12 protein-coding genes are annotated in these 14,089 nt (G+C 67.5%); 3 read left to right on the forward strand and 9 right to left on the reverse strand.

Annotated features, from left to right (window positions below):
• The first annotated feature begins 154 nt into the window (after positions 1-154).
• Positions 155-1,255: a putative zinc-binding metallopeptidase gene (locus QTI04_RS02990; protein ID WP_286614166.1), complete on the forward strand. Its 1,101-nt coding sequence runs from the start codon at positions 155-157 to the stop codon at positions 1,253-1,255.
• A gap of 23 nt (positions 1,256-1,278) precedes the next feature.
• On the opposite strand, the gene QTI04_RS02995 is transcribed toward QTI04_RS02990, so the two are convergent.
• The 3 genes from QTI04_RS02995 to QTI04_RS03005 are packed head-to-tail and all read right to left on the reverse strand — an operon-like array spanning position 1,279 to position 5,054.
• Positions 1,279-2,658 carry a lyase family protein gene (locus QTI04_RS02995; RefSeq protein WP_286614167.1) on the reverse strand — a complete coding sequence of 460 codons (1,380 nt, stop codon included), beginning with the start codon at positions 2,656-2,658 and terminating at the stop codon, positions 1,279-1,281.
• Between the two features lie 2 nt (positions 2,659-2,660).
• Complete coding sequence (locus tag QTI04_RS03000) at positions 2,661-3,635, reverse strand: tripartite tricarboxylate transporter substrate binding protein BugD (RefSeq protein ID WP_286598080.1); 975 nt, start codon at positions 3,633-3,635, stop codon at positions 2,661-2,663.
• Positions 3,636-3,656: 21 nt separating this feature from the next.
• On the reverse strand, positions 3,657-5,054 hold the full coding sequence (locus QTI04_RS03005) for an adenylosuccinate lyase family protein (RefSeq protein ID WP_286614168.1): 1,398 nt from the start codon (positions 5,052-5,054) through the stop codon (positions 3,657-3,659).
• 104 nt (positions 5,055-5,158) lie between these two features.
• On the opposite strand from QTI04_RS03005, the gene QTI04_RS03010 reads away from it, so the two are divergent.
• Positions 5,159-5,908, forward strand: a complete 750-nt coding sequence (locus tag QTI04_RS03010; RefSeq protein WP_286614169.1) for a GntR family transcriptional regulator — start codon at positions 5,159-5,161, stop codon at positions 5,906-5,908.
• A 15-nt stretch (positions 5,909-5,923) separates the two neighbouring features.
• Here the strand turns inward: QTI04_RS03010 and QTI04_RS03015 are convergent, their stop codons facing one another.
• The 4 genes from QTI04_RS03015 to QTI04_RS03030 are packed head-to-tail and all read right to left on the reverse strand — an operon-like array spanning position 5,924 to position 9,879.
• Positions 5,924-7,144, reverse strand: a complete 1,221-nt coding sequence (locus tag QTI04_RS03015) for an alpha-hydroxy acid oxidase (RefSeq protein ID WP_286614449.1) — start codon at positions 7,142-7,144, stop codon at positions 5,924-5,926.
• 29 nt (positions 7,145-7,173) lie between these two features.
• Positions 7,174-7,872 (reverse strand): RraA family protein, encoded by a 699-nt coding sequence (locus tag QTI04_RS03020; protein WP_286614170.1) that lies wholly within the window; start codon positions 7,870-7,872, stop codon positions 7,174-7,176.
• A gap of 30 nt (positions 7,873-7,902) precedes the next feature.
• Positions 7,903-8,874, reverse strand: a complete 972-nt coding sequence (locus tag QTI04_RS03025) for a hydroxyacid dehydrogenase (protein WP_286614171.1) — start codon at positions 8,872-8,874, stop codon at positions 7,903-7,905.
• 21 nt (positions 8,875-8,895) lie between these two features.
• Positions 8,896-9,879: a tripartite tricarboxylate transporter substrate binding protein gene (locus QTI04_RS03030; protein ID WP_286614172.1), complete on the reverse strand. Its 984-nt coding sequence runs from the start codon at positions 9,877-9,879 to the stop codon at positions 8,896-8,898.
• 92 nt (positions 9,880-9,971) lie between these two features.
• Between QTI04_RS03030 and QTI04_RS03035 the strand changes: the two genes are divergently transcribed.
• Complete coding sequence (locus QTI04_RS03035; RefSeq protein WP_286598072.1) at positions 9,972-10,904, forward strand: LysR family transcriptional regulator; 933 nt, start codon at positions 9,972-9,974, stop codon at positions 10,902-10,904.
• On the opposite strand, the gene QTI04_RS03040 is transcribed toward QTI04_RS03035, so the two are convergent.
• Together QTI04_RS03040 and QTI04_RS03045 are read right to left on the reverse strand one after the other, a co-directional pair.
• Positions 10,870-11,964, reverse strand: a complete 1,095-nt coding sequence (locus tag QTI04_RS03040) for an ornithine cyclodeaminase (protein ID WP_286614173.1) — start codon at positions 11,962-11,964, stop codon at positions 10,870-10,872. The two genes, QTI04_RS03035 and QTI04_RS03040, sit on opposite strands and share 35 nt — an antisense overlap.
• Before the next feature lie 130 nt (positions 11,965-12,094).
• Positions 12,095-14,080, reverse strand: coding sequence for a hypothetical protein (locus tag QTI04_RS03045; protein WP_286614174.1), 1,986 nt, complete (start codon positions 14,078-14,080; stop codon positions 12,095-12,097).
• Between the last annotated feature and the right edge of the window lie 9 nt (positions 14,081-14,089).

Genomic DNA, 14,089 nt, shown 5'->3' on the forward strand with positions numbered 1-14,089 from the left:
TCTGGCGCGACACGGGCGTCAGCAAGCTCGGTAGGACGACGCCGCAACAATGGCACGGCACCTTGTCCCACGCTCGGGCGGGCGGACGTCCTTGGCGATGGCCTGCGCGGCGAAGTCGACAATGCTGCGTTGCAACATTCAGAGCGCAGATCCCATGAAGCAGTTGACCTGTTCGAATTGCAGCAATCGCGTTTTCTTCGAGAACCTGAGCTGTGAAACCTGCGGCGCGGTACTGGGTTACGCGCCGGACGAGCAACTCATGCTCGCCTTCGAGGTGACCGACGAGGATTCATGGCGCCGCTTGGGCCACCCGGGTGCCGACTACCGCCCCTGCGTGAACCGCAATGAAAGCGTGTGCAACTGGATGGTGCCCGCCGGAAGTGCACACGAGCATTGCCTGTCGTGCCGCACCACACACACCATTCCCGCGTTGACCAAACCGGAGAACCGTGGCTACTGGGCCGCGCTCGAACAGGCCAAGCGCCGCCTGTTCTATACGCTGGTCGAACTGGTCCTGCCGACGCCCAACAAGCTGGAGGATCCGGCCAATGGCCTGTCCTTCGAGTTCCTCGAGGAGGCCAGCCCGAAGGAGCGCGTCCTGACCGGCCACGACGAGGGTGTCATCACGCTCAACATCGCCGAAGCCGACGATGCGCGACGCGAGCACATCCGCATGTCGATGCATGAGCCTTACCGGACGCTGCTGGGCCACTTCCGGCACGAGATCGGCCACTACTACTGGGATCGGCTGGTGCGAGGGACTCCGTGGATCGACGAGTACCGGGCTCTGTTCGGCGACGAACGTGCGGATTACGAGCAGGCATTGAAAACGCACTACGCCTCGCCGGTGGCTGATTGGCCCTTGCGCTTCATCAGCGTGTACGCCAGTTCGCACCCGTGGGAGGACTGGGCGGAAACCTGGGCCCACTACCTGCACATGGTGGACGGCCTGGAAACCGCCGCCTCCTGGGGTGCGCGGCTGGATCTGGCCCTGCCGGGTGGACCTGCCCTGAAAGTGCGCAATCTCGATCTGCAGGCCGAATCCATCCCGGACGCCGTCGTCGAACAGTGGCTGCCGGTCTCCCAGTTCATCAATGCCATGGATCGCAGCCTCGGCGCGCACGACAGCTATCCGTTCATCATCGTCCCGCCGGTGATCGAGAAGCTCGACTTCATCCACCGTGTCGTCCGCGCGGGCAGTTCGGGCAGCGTCGCGATGAACTTCCTGCCGCGCCAACGTGCCGACACCGCCTGAGCAGGACGGCGCCGCAGCGCTCGCTATCGCGTCGATGCTCCCACCACCCGGTCGTAGGTCGCCTCGTCCACGAAACCAAGTGACAACGCAGCCGCTCGAGGGGTGAGTCCCTGCGCGAGCGCCGTGGCGGCGATCTTCGCCACCTTGTCGTAGCCGAGCAGCGGGTTCAGCGCCGTCACCTGCAGCAACGCGTTCTCGACGTTGCCAGCAAGCCGCGCACGGTCCACCTCGATGCCTTCGACCAGCCGTTGGGCGAAAACGCGCGTTGCATCGGCCAGCACACGAATCGACTGCAGCAGGTTGGCGATGATCACAGGCTTGGCGACGTTCAGTTCGAAGTTGCCCGATGCGTTGGCCATGGTGATGGTCGCGTGATTGCCCACGACCTGCATGCAGGCCTGCGCCAGTACCTCTGCGATCGTCGGATTGCGCTTGCCCGGCATGATCGAACTCGTCAGGCCGTCGTCCGGAATCTTCAACTCACCCAGGCCGCAACGCGGACCTGACCCGAGCCAACGCACATCGTTCGCGATCTTGATCAGCGAAGTCGCGATGACGTTGAGCGCGCCCGACACTTCGACCAACGCATCGTGTGCGGCCATGCCTTCGAACTTCGAGGGGTTGGACAGGAATTTCCGTCCGGTGAGCGCGCTGATCGCCTCGCAGAAGAGCACGTCGAATTCGGGTGGCGCATTCAGTCCCGTGCCGGCGGCCGTCCCGCCTTGCGGCAACCGCAGGAGCCGTGGCATCGCGGCGTCGATCCGGTCGACCCCGTGGGCCACCTGGCGTGCAAAGGTGTCGAAGACCTGTCCCATCGTCATGGGCACTGCGTCCATCAGGTGGGTTCGCGCGATCCTTCGGACATCGGCAAAGGCCTCGGCACGCCGCTGCAGGCTGTCTCGCAGCAAGACGAGCGATGGCTTCAGCCGTTGTTCCAGCTCCAGGACCGTGACCACGTGCATGACGGTGGGGAAACTGTCGTTCGAGGATTGCGATGCATTGACGTGGTCGTTGGGATGGACCGGCGATCGGGTGCCCAGCGGCTGGCCCAGCAACTCGTTCGCCCGGTTCGCGATCACCTCGTTCGCATTCATGTTGGTCTGGGTGCCGGAGCCGGTCTGCCAGACCGTGAGCGGAAAGTGCGCATCGAAGCGCCCGTCGCGCAATTCGGCGGCAGCGGCCTCGATGGGCCCAGCCAGCTCGGCCGGGAGCGTTCCGCAACGCAGGTTCGCCTGCGCAGCCGCCATCTTCTGGAGCCCGAAGGCGCGGATCAGGCAGACGGCAAAACGCTCCTCGCCGACCTCGAAGACGCCGAGTGCGCGCTGCGTCTGCGCGCCCCAATAGCGGTCGGCGGGGATCTCGACCGGGCCGAAGGCATCGCTCTCGATGCGTGCGGCGCCCATGATCAGTCCAGCGAGATGTTGGTCTTGGCCGCTACCGACTTCCATCGCGCGACCTCGCTTTCCGTGTGCTTGCCCAGCGCCGCGCCGGTGTATTGCTCGGCGGGCAGCAACTGGATCGCCTGCTCCGCCATCTTGTCGGTGAAGGCCTTGTCGGTCATCACCTTCTGGTAAGCCGCCTGCACCTTGTCCAGCACCGCCTGCGGCGTGCCCTTGGGGGCGTAGACGCCGTACCACGTCGATGCCTCGAAGCCGGGCAGCACGGTCTCTGCCAACGTCGGCACATCCTTCAATTGCGGGAGTCGGACCTTCGATGTCACCGCCAATGGACGCACCTTGGCCTCCTTGATCTGCGGCAAGGCGGTGTTGGTCTGGTCGAAGATGCCATCCACCTGGCCGCCAATCACGTCGATCAGCGCGGGGCCGGCGCCCTTATAGGGAACCTGCGAGATCTTGATGCCCGCGGTGGACGCGAACAGCGCCGCGATCAGGTGCGAGCTGGAGCCGACGCCCGCATTGCTGATGAACAGCTTGTCCGGGTTGGCCTTTCCGAAATCGACCAGCGCTTTGATGTCCTTGGCCGGATGCTCCTTGCGGACCATCAGCACCAGCGGCGTATCCGGAAAGCGAAACACCGGCGCGAAGTCCTTGACCGGGTCGTAGTTGAGCTTCTTGTACAGGGCCGGCGCGGCGCCCATGTAGCCCATGTGGCCGACCAGCATGGTGTAGCCGTCGGGAGCGGCGCGCGACGCCTTGGCGGCACCGACCGTGCCGCCTGCGCCGGGCGCGTTGTCGATCACGATCGGCTGCCCGATCTCACGCGCCACGCGCTCGGCAATACTGCGCGCGAGTGCATCCGTCGGTCCGCCTGCGGCGAACGGCACGATCCATGTGACCGGCTTCGCCGGGTAGGCCTGCGCGAACGCACTGCCTGCAACAAAGGCCAGCGCGAGCGCGCCAAGTTTCCAGTTCGACTTCATGATGATTTCCTTGAGTGGTGGTCAGTGGGCAGCGGCGGGTGCACGCATGGCGATGTCGGCGGACAGCGCCAACGCGCGGTCCACCATCTGCGGCGCAAGGCCGAGATAGTTGGCGGGATCTGTGAGGCGATCGATGGTGGCGCGGTCGAAGTGCTTCGTGACTTCCGGCAGGGCCGCCAGCGCTTCGGCCAGGGTGCCGCCCTTCTCGTTCACGGTGCGGCAGGCGTCGTAGACGACGTCGTGTGCCTGCTGTCGGCCGATGTGCGGGGCCATGCCCATCATCACGGCCTCGGCCACGATCAGGCCCTTGGTGATGCCGAGGTTGTGGGCCATGCGGGCCTCGTCGACGATCAGGCCGCCGAGTGCGAACTTGGCCTGATGCAAGGCCCCGGATGTGAGGATGAAGCTCTCAGGGATCGCGATCCACTCGGCATGCCACGGACCGGTGGCGCGCTCGAAGTCCTGCACCATCGCGTCGACCATCAGGCCAGCGTGCTGGCGCACCGCCTTGGAAGCGGCCAGCATCAACTCGCTCGAGATCGGGTTGCGCTTCTGCGGCATCGTGCTCGACGCGCCGCGCCCCTTGACGAAGGGCTCGTACACCTCGGCGAACTCTGTCGACGCCATGATCATGATGTCGAGCGCAATCTTGCCGAGCGAGCCTGTGATGATCGCCAGCAGGTTCACCGCCTCGGCAAAGCCGTCGCGGGCCACGTGCCATGTGGTGGCCGGCACGCCGAGCTTCAGTTCCTCGGCCATCGCCTTCTGCACTTCGAATCCCTTGTCGCCGAGCGATGCCAGCGTGCCGGCGGCGCCCGCGAACTCGACCACCGCGACGCGCGGCCGCAGTTCGGCAAGGCGCTGCTGGTGGCGGTCGAACATGGCCAGCCAGATCGCCACCTTGTAGCCGAAGGTCACGGGCAGTGCCTGCTGCAGATGGGTGCGGCCCGCCATCGGCGTGTCGCGGTGCTTCTTCGCCAGTGCAGCCAGGATGCCGCGCAGTTCGCGGATGTCCTCGCCCACGCTGTCGAGCGCATCGCGCACCTGCAGCGCGACGGCGGTGTCCATGATGTCCTGCGTGGTCGCGCCCCAGTGCACGTAACGGCCCGATTCGCCGCACATGCCGACCAGCTGGTGAACCAGCGGCAGGATCGGATAGCCCACGATGTCGGTCTCGTGGCGCATGTGGTCGAAGTCGATGCGATCGATCCTGGATTCGCGCGCAATCACTTCGGCCGCTTCCGCGGGGATGACACCGCAGCGGGCCTCGGCCCTCGCCAATGCGACCTCCGCGTCGATGTAGCGTTGGATGAGGGCGCCGTCCGAAAAGAGTTGCCGCATCTTCTGCGTGCCGAATGCATCGCGGAACAGGATGGAATCAACGACCGTGCTGGCCATGGGAAGTGAAGGTGTCGACATGGAGGCCTCGTGAAGTGGTGTGGGACGGACACCGATATGTCCGGACATATCTTCACTGTAATATGTTCGGACATAACTTCGGAATGGGGTATACCCTTAAGCCCATGAACAACGCTCTCGAACCGGCCCCGCAGAAGGCCAACTTCTCCAACATCGCCCGCCACCTGACCGAAGGCATCACGTCGGGGCACTTCGCGGTAGGGACGCTGCTGCCGACCGAACTGGAGCTTTGCAAGCACTACGGCACCAGCCGGCACACCGTGCGGGCCGCACTGGCAGAGCTGCAGGACCTGGGGCTGGTGTCGCGGCGCAAGAACGTGGGCACGCGCGTGGTCTCCGCAAAGCCGAGGCCCCGATTCCGGCCTTCGTTGGCATCGGTCGACGATCTGGTGCAGTTTGGCGCCGAGCACCAGCGCGTGGTGCAGGAGATCGAGCAGACGACCGTGACGGGCGAACTCGCCCGGGAGCTGGGCTGCGCGGACGGCGCGCCCTGGCTGCGCATCTCGAGCCTGCGGATGGTCGGCGACGAGGACGCGCTGCCGATCGGCTGGACCGACGTCTACATCGATCCCGGCTACGCCGACATCGCCGAGGTGGTCAAGGCCTCGCCCGACTCGCTGATCAGTTCACTGATCGAAGACCGGTATGACCGGCATATCGCGGAGATCCATCAGGACGTGCGCGCGTTCACGATCACGGATGGCGCCATGGCCGGGAGGCTCCAGGTGAAGATGGGCACGACCGCGCTGAAGATCGTTCGCCGCTACTTCGACGCCGAGGGCGATGTCTTCGAGATCTCCGTCTCGGTGCATCCGGCGGACCGGTTCTCGGTGTCGATGCAACTGCGCAGATAGGGGGCGCCGTTGCGGCTACGGCGCGCTTCCGAACAGATTCTGGCGAGACACGCCCGCGGGACTCGGAACCCCGATCAACGCCATGTTGCGCATGATCTCCGACGCCAGGATGCCGATGGCGTGCTCCACACCGGCCTGCCCTGCCACCGCGCCGGCGTAGTTGAAGGGCCGCCCGACGAAGACGAACTTCGCGCCCAGCGCCAGTGCCAGCAGCACGTCGTTGCCACGACGAAAGCCGCTGTCGATCATCACGGGATAGTCCTTGCCGAGCGCGTCGACGACCGCCGGCAGCACCTGGATCGGTGACACCGCGCCATCGAGCTGCCGGCCGCCGTGGTTCGACAGGATGACGCCGTCCGCACCGTGCTCGCGCGCCTGCAGCGCATCGCGCGGGTCGAGGATGCCCTTGACGACCAGTGCGCCCTTCCAGCGCCGGCGTATCAGCGCGAAGTGCTCCCAGTTCAGGTGGTCGCGCGCGCCGAAGTCGCGCATCACGCTGGACGAGAGGATAGGCGCGCCGCGCGTGGCCTGCGAGTTCTCGAAATGCGGCATGCCATGTGACAGCAGCGTGCGCAGTGCCGTCTTGCAAAGCCAGCCGGGATGCGTGATGCCATCCAACGCGAGGCGCAGGCTCGGACGCAGCGGCGTCGAGAAGCCGGCGCGGATGTTGTTCTCTCGGTTGCCCGAGACGGGCGTGTCCACCGTGACGACCAGCGTGCCGAAGCCGGCGCGCTCCACCCGTTCGAGCAGCTTGAGGATGCGTTCCGGCTCCCCAGGCACGTAGGCCTGGAACCAGGCTGCCGGATTGGCGCGTGCGACCTCCTCCATCGGGATCAGGGATGTGCCGCTCAGGATCATCGGGACGTTGGCGGCCGCGGCCGCCTGCGCCTGCACGAGGTCGCCGCGGTAGGCCGACAGCGCGCTGATGCCCATGGGTGCGATGCCGAATGGCGCCGCGTACTGTCGGCCGAGCAAGGGCGTGGCGAGCGTACGCGCGGAGGTGTCGGTCAGGATGCGGGGCACCCACGCGAAGCCCTCGAAGGCGCTGCGATTGGCACGCAGCGAGCGGTTCGTTTCGCAGCCGCCCGATACGTAGGCAAAGATGGGCCCGGGCAGGAAGCGCCGTGCCGCGTGCTCGAAATCGTCCAGCGACAGGATGCGGCGCAGCTTGCGCGGCAGCTTCTGCGCGCCTGCGCCAGCCGGGGCGGACGAACTCGGCGCCGCCACGTGCTCCAAGCTGGACGATGAGGGCGTCACGGCGGCACTCACACCGGCAAGCCCTTGGCGCGCAAGGTCGCGTCGAAGCGCTCGGGGTCGGACTTGCCTGCGGCGTTGTCGGCGCGGATCTTCGCTTCCTTGACCAGGTGCGCGCGGCTTCGAGCGAGGACGTCGGCGCACTCGGCCGCGGGGATGGCGATAACCCCATCGGCATCGCCGACGATCAGGTCGCCAGGCAGCACGGCCAAGCCGGCGCAGGAGACCGGAACATTGATCTCGCCGGGGCCGTCCTTGCTCGGGCCGCGGTGCGTGTGGCCGCGGGCGAAGATCGGCATGCCCTCCTCCGCCCATTCACCCAGGTCGCGCACCGCGCCATCGATGACGAGACCGCCGAGCCGCTTGAAGAGGCAGGTCGTGCGGATGAGCCCGCCGACCAATGCCTGCGACACATCGCCGCCGCCGTCGATCACCAGCACGTCGCCGGGCTGCACCATCATCAGCGCCTTGTGGATCATCAGGTTGTCGCCGGGCCGCACGCGCACCGTGACGGCCGGACCGCACAGCACGGTGTCGAGCCGGGCGTGGTACGGGCGCAGGCCGATGGTGCCGATGTTGCGGCTCATCGCATCGCCGATCGCCGCGACCGGGATGACGCGGAACGCTGCCACCACATCGGCAGCGGGGCCTTCGGCGCGGGGATGGATGCGGTAGCCGGCGGGCCACTGGACGGCGGTTTCGTTGCTCATGGAATCTCCGGGGACGTAAGACGTTGGGGTTCAGGAAAAGACCTGGGGATTGACGCAGGCGGATGCATCGACCGGCTGGCCCTGAAGCCACCCGAGCACGTTGCGCGCGGCGCCGCTCGCCATGCCAGCGAGCGCAGCCGGCGTCGAGCCGCCGACATGCGGTGTCAGCACCACATTTGGCAGTGCGGCCAGCGGACTGCCCGCGGGCAGGGGCTCGGTCGCCATGGTGTCGAGGCCGGCCGCATGCAGCTGGCCGCTTTGCAGCGCGTCGATCAGCGCCGGCTCGTCGATCACTTCGCCGCGCGCGGTGTTGACGAGGATCGCGCCGCGCCGCATCGCCGCAAGCTGCGTCGCGCCCACCATGTTGCGGGTGTGCTTGTTGAGAGGCACGTGCAGGCTCAACACGTCGACGAGCGGCAGCATCGCGTCCAGTGACGGCACCAGCCGTACGCGATCGACCGGGCTCTTGCCGTCGGCCAGCGCCGGGTCGAAGGCCACCACGTCCATGCCGAGCGCCAGGCATACGGTGGCGACACGCTGGCCGATCTGGCCGAAGCCGACCAGTCCGAGCGTCTTGCCGTGCAGTTCGACGCCATCCTGCGCACGCGACCACCGGCCCGCGTGCAGTTCGGCGTCCATCCAGCCGATGCGGCGCGCGGCGGCGAACATCAGCCCCAGTGTCATCTCGGCCACCGACTGCGCATTGGCGCCCGACGTCACGTACACCGGAATGCCGCGCGCCGTGGCTGCATCGACGTGGATGTTGCTGACGCCGACGCCATGCTTGGAGATGACCTTGAGCGTGGGGCACGCCGCGATCGCTCGGGCAGTGAGCTGCACCGTGCGCGAGATGACCGCATCGACGGGTTCCGTCGTCATGATGCGTTCGACCTCTTCCACGCTGGGATCGGAAAGGTAGAGGACGCGCGCGCCGGCTTGCGCCAGGAGGTCGGCGCCGGCCTTCGCCAGCTTGGGCGCCGTGACCAGGATGGTGGGGTTCACTGGGTGATGTCCTGTCGCTGCTCAGTCGAGCTTGATGTTGGCTTCGCGGATCAGCGCACCCCATTTCTGGTGTTCGCTGCGGATGTAGTCGGCGAACTGCTTGGGCGTGCCCTCGGCGGCGGCGGTGCTGCCTTCGAGCGCCAGTTTCTCGATCACGTCCGGGCGCTTGAGGATCTTCTGCACCTCGATGTTGATGCGCTCGACCACCGCCGGCGGCGTGCCGGCGGGTGCGACCAGGCCGGTCCAGGTGATCGCATCGAAGCCGGGGTAGCCCTGCTCGGCGACGGTCGGCACGGCGGCGAGCTGCGGCACGCTCTTCAGGCGCTGCGGCGCGCTGATGGCCAGCGCACGCACCTTGCCGCCGCTCAGCTGGGGAATCGCGACCGGCGTGTTCGCGAAGTTCAGCTCCACCTGGTTGCCGAGCAGGTCGGTCATTGCCGGGCCTGCGCCCTTGTACGGCACGTTCAGGACCTTGATGTCCGCGCGGCGCTCCAGCATCTCGCCGGCCAGGTGGCCCACGGTGCCGTTGCCGGCCAGGCCGATGCGCAGCGATTCGGGCTTGGCCTTGGATGCGGCGACCACATCGGCCAGGGTCTTGTAGGGCGACGATGCGTTCACGATCAACACCACCGGCTGCGATGCGACCGAGGCGATCGGTGCGAAATCCTTCAGCGGGTCGAAGGGCATCTTTGCGTAGAGCGCGGGATTGATCGCCAGATTGGCGGTCTGCCCGAGCCCGATGGTGTAGCCATCGGGCGCTGCCTTGGCGACGGCGTCGAGCCCGATGTTGCCGCCCGCGCCGGGCTTGTTGTCGATCACGATCACCCAGCCGGCCTGGGTCGTCAGTTTCTCGGCGACGAGGCGCGCCACGAAGTCGGTGCCCCCGCCGGGCGGGAAAGGCACCACCAGCTTGATCGGCTTTGCGGGCCACGGGGTCTGGGCAAAGCTGCTGCAGGCGAGCAGTGCGAAAGCGGCGCCTGCCAGCAAACGGTATCGACGTGTCATGGAATGTCTCCTGTTGGTAGAGCGAATTCTGAAAACTCCAACCCATTCCGTCCATTCGATAATGTTCATCCATTGATTCCTCGGAGCTATGAATGGACGTCCAACTTCGAGACCTGAAGTATTTCGAGACCGTGGCCGAACTGGGCCACGTCGGGCAGGCCGCCGACAAGCTGGGCCGCACCCAGCCCGCGCTGACCAAGGCGGTGCAGCGGCTGGAGGAAGCCTTCGGAGCCGTGCTGTTCGAACGCAAGGGCCGCGGCATCCGGCTCACGCCCGTGGGCGAAGTGCTGCTGGCGCGCGCCCGCGTGCTGCGCGGCGCGACCGAAGAAGCGCTGCGCGAGGTCGGTGATTTCGCCAAGGGCAACGCCGGCCACGTGCGCATCGGCAGCGGGCCGATCGCGGCCGACCACGTGCTGCCCGAGATCTGCAGCCTGCTGCTGGCCGAAGCCAGCGAGACCACCATCGACATCACCGTCGCGCCGAGCATCGCGCTGCGCGAGCGGCTGCGCGAAGGCGCGATCGACCTGCTCATCGGACTGATGCCGGAGCACGACGACGACTTCGTGACGCACTCGATCGTGGAGGACGTGGTGGTGGTCGCGACCAGTCCCGATCACCCGGTGTTCGCGCTGCCGCGGATCACGATGGAATCGCTGCTCGCCTGGCGCTGGGTGCTGCCGGTGAACACCATCGTGAGCCGGCAGTGGCTGGACGCCGCCTTCCGCTCGCGCGGCTTGCCGACCCCGACGGCGCAGATCGATGCCAACTCGATCCCGCTGCTGCCGCGACTCATCGCTCGCACGCACCTGCTGAGCTTCCTGTCGCGCCACACGCTCAACGCGAGCGGCGCCAAGAGCGTGCTGCGCGAGGTCCCGTTGAAGGAGACGACGCTGCGACGCCACCTGGGCGTCACCTATCGCAGGGAGGGCTACCTGTCGCCGGCCGCGCAGCGTCTGGTGACGCTGCTCCGGTCCCGGGGCAAGCGGCTCTTCACATCGGCACTGAGTGGAGCGCCGCCATCGTGACTTCGCGCGTGTCTTCGCTGCCACTCCTGACCCGCAAGACGCCGAACAGGTTCTTCGGGTCGGCCGTCTCGGGCATCAGGTCGAGGATCTCGCCCAGGCCCAGCGCCTCGGCCGTCTCGCGCATGAAGGCGAGCGCCGCGAAGTCCTCCAGCGCGAAGCCGACCGAGTCGAACACCGTGACCTCCGCGGCATCGACACGCCCCGGCCGATGGCCTGCGAGCACCTGCCAGAACTCGGTGACCGCGAAGTCCGAAGGCATCTGCTGGATCTCGCCTTCGATGCGCGATTGCGGCTCGAACTCGACGAACACCGACGCGCGCTCCAGCACGCCCCGATGCAGTTCGGTCTTGCCCGGGCAGTCGCCGCCCACCGCGTTGATGTGCATGCCGGGCTCGATCATCTCGGGCGTGAGGATGGTCGCGTTGGTCTTGTCGGCCGTCGCGGTGGTCACGATGTCGGCGCCTCGCACCGCCTCGGCCGTGCTGCCGCACATGCGGATCTGGAATCCCAGGCCGTCGAGGTTGGCGGCGAGCTTGGCACTGGCGGCCGGATCCGTATCGAACAAGCGAAGTTCGCGAATGCCCACGAGATCGCGAAACGCGAGCGCCTGGAATTCGCCTTGCGCGCCGTTGCCGATCAGCGCCATGCTGCGGCTCCCCGGCCGCGCCAGCTTGCGGGCGGCGACCGCAGACATCGCGGCGGTGCGGATGGCCGTCGTCAGCGTCAGCTCCGACAGGAAGCGCGGCGCACCGGTGCGCACGTCGGCGAGCACGCCGAAGGCCATCACCGTCGGCAGGCCATACCGGTGATTGCTCGGGTGGCCGTTGACGTACTTGAAGGCGAACAGTTCCGCGTCGGCGATGGGCATCAGTTCGATCACGCCGACGTCCGAATGGCTGGCCAGTCGCGCGCTCTTGTCGAACTCGTTCCATCGCAGGAACTCGCACTCGATGCGATGAGCCACCCCTGCAATGCAGTCGGACAGGCCCTTGCGCCGGACGAGGCGAATCATCTCGGGGGCGCTGAGGTAGACGGTGCTGGGGTAGTGACGGGCTTGCATCGGGAAATCCTCGGTTGATGCAAGCCAGTGTGCGCAGGGCGCGTGTCAGACGGTAGCCGCAAGGTTGCAGCGTTTTGCCCACTTGGCTGACGATTCGGCAGGGTTCGCTGGCACTGTGACGACACTGACGCTAGGCGTCGCCTTCTCCCTCCCCTTCCGCCTGATCGAAGCGCAAGCCGCTCGATCCTTCCCCGCGCCCGACCTGCCTTCGGAACGAGGTCCACATCCACGTGGACCCGTCGGTCCATCGCGCCATTCGCCGGGAGCGGATCACGTGCGCACCTTCGCGCGGCACCTCCTCGTCATAGAGCAGCAGTTGGGTGCCCGCATTGAGTACCGTGCCCTGCGCGGGATGGATCTTCATCGAGCCGTCCGGTTGCAGCACGGCGCCACGCCGCAGGCGCTGGACGATCTTGCCGCCCTCGCCGGCGAGTTGCACGGGCAACAGCGGGATCCAGTTGGCAGGCACCGTCGAAGACAGCACGTAACGCAGCGATCCATCGGCACGGGCGGGTGGCGGTGCCGGCCCCGCGTCGTTCTCGATGCGCTGCACCGCCTCCTCCACAGGACTCTCCGTACTGCGCTCGATCGCCCATGCGAGATTGGCCATCTCGTCGCGCATCAGGAGCACGTCCTCGAGCACGCCGCCTTCGATCACGCGGCCGAGCGAGGGCGGCAGGAAGAAGAGATTCGTCTGCGGCGAGTCGATGGGCGCCTCGCCCGCCCGGCGCAGGCAGCCCAGTTGCCACATCGACCAGTAGGGCCGCGGCAAAGCCGGATCGCCGAGGGGCCGCAGCAGGCTGCGCACGCCGAAGGTGTCGGTCACGACCAGCGAGTCCACGCGCGTCAATGAACCGACGGGCAGCGTCAGGGGCACGACGAACCAGTCATTGCCGTAGCTGCCGGCGTACTCGATCACCATCAGTTGCGCGAGGTCGGTCGGCCCCACCGGCAGCAGCCCGTAGGCGATGCGTGCGTCCTCCATTTCCCAGAAGCGCGCCGCCGGTGCGCCCCGGAAGCCGACGGGTGCGGGCACGGTGGTCTCAACGACGCTGCTCAGTTTGCGATCGCCGTCCGTGCCCATGCGGACTTCGAGGTTGCGATCGAAGCTGCTCCAGTCGAGCCGGCCATCGTCGAACTCGGCGGCGGTCAGCGCGATCTCGTCTTCGGGACGATCAGAAAGACGGGCGGCCACCGAGACCGCGTATTCCAGGCGCGATGGCTGCCAGGCATCGCCGGCCGCATCGGCGGTCGGAGCCGGCTCGTTCACGAGTGCGTCGTACCAGGCCAGCCAGGCCAGCGCCGCCTGCTGCACCTCGGCGCGGTCGGCGACGGCGATCTTCAAGGCCGTTTCGAGCACCACCTGCGCCGCGCCGCCGTTGCGGAAGGCGTCGGCAAGCCGGCGTGCATCGGGCGCGCGCCCGGTCATGGTCTGCACGAAGCGCGACGTGGCCTCGTCGACCGGGTCGGCATCGACCGGCGCCGCGGGCAACGATTGCAGCGCGAAGCGCGCGATCAAGGCCGCGCGATAGCTCTTCGACAAGGGCTGCAACTCCAGCATGCGCAGGAACTGCAGGCCGGCTTCGACCGCCAGCGTCAGCATGCGGGGGTCGTTCGAATCGACCGGGCGCATGCGGCGGCGCTCGACGTGCACCTCCAGCGGCGTGCCCATCGGGTCATAGGGCGGCGCCTGCATCCGCGTGTCGTGCTTCAACTCGCCGAGGTGGCAGCGCGACAGCATGGCGCTGGTGGCGCGCACGCGTGCCTGCACGGGCGAGCCCGCGTCCTCGGCCTGGAATTCGCCGACCTGCCACTGCCGCGCCAGGAACCACAGCGGATCGAACGCCCGTGCGTGGGTGCCGGTCGACATGGCCTCGTCGCGGCAATGCGGCTCAATCCGGGTCCAGCTCGTGATCGACGCCGTGGTGGGGCCGGTGGGCGGCGGCGGGGGTGGGGGCTGCGGCGGCGGGGGCGGTGGCCTCGGAGGCGGAGGGGGGCGCGGCGGACGCGGCGGTGGTGGGTCCGGCGGCTCGCGTGGTTCGGGCGGCTGCCTGGGCAGGCGCGGCTTGGGCGGCGCAGCGACGGCGTCGGTGGGCGGCTTGGGCTTGGCAGGCATGGCGTGTCC

The sequence above is a fragment of the Variovorax sp. J22R115 genome, from assembly GCF_030317005.1.
Lineage (GTDB): Bacteria > Pseudomonadota > Gammaproteobacteria > Burkholderiales > Burkholderiaceae_C > Variovorax.

Excerpts from the sequence above, each read along its gene's own strand:
- QTI04_RS03010 (WP_286614169.1), top strand. The coding sequence starts at position 5,159 with ATGAACAACGCTCTCGAACCGGCCCCGCAGAAGGCCAACTTCTCCAAC.
- QTI04_RS03000 (WP_286598080.1), bottom strand. The coding sequence starts at position 3,635 with ATGAAGTCGAACTGGAAACTTGGCGCGCTCGCGCTGGCCTTTGTTGCA.
- QTI04_RS03040 (WP_286614173.1), bottom strand. The coding sequence starts at position 11,964 with ATGCAAGCCCGTCACTACCCCAGCACCGTCTACCTCAGCGCCCCCGAG.
- QTI04_RS03045 (WP_286614174.1), bottom strand. The coding sequence starts at position 14,080 with ATGCCTGCCAAGCCCAAGCCGCCCACCGACGCCGTCGCTGCGCCGCCC.
- QTI04_RS03030 (WP_286614172.1), bottom strand. The coding sequence starts at position 9,879 with ATGACACGTCGATACCGTTTGCTGGCAGGCGCCGCTTTCGCACTGCTC.
- QTI04_RS02995 (WP_286614167.1), bottom strand. The coding sequence starts at position 2,658 with ATGGGCGCCGCACGCATCGAGAGCGATGCCTTCGGCCCGGTCGAGATC.
- QTI04_RS03035 (WP_286598072.1), top strand. The coding sequence starts at position 9,972 with ATGGACGTCCAACTTCGAGACCTGAAGTATTTCGAGACCGTGGCCGAA.
- QTI04_RS03005 (WP_286614168.1), bottom strand. The coding sequence starts at position 5,054 with ATGTCGACACCTTCACTTCCCATGGCCAGCACGGTCGTTGATTCCATC.
- QTI04_RS02990 (WP_286614166.1), top strand. The coding sequence starts at position 155 with ATGAAGCAGTTGACCTGTTCGAATTGCAGCAATCGCGTTTTCTTCGAG.
- QTI04_RS03020 (WP_286614170.1), bottom strand. The coding sequence starts at position 7,872 with ATGAGCAACGAAACCGCCGTCCAGTGGCCCGCCGGCTACCGCATCCAT.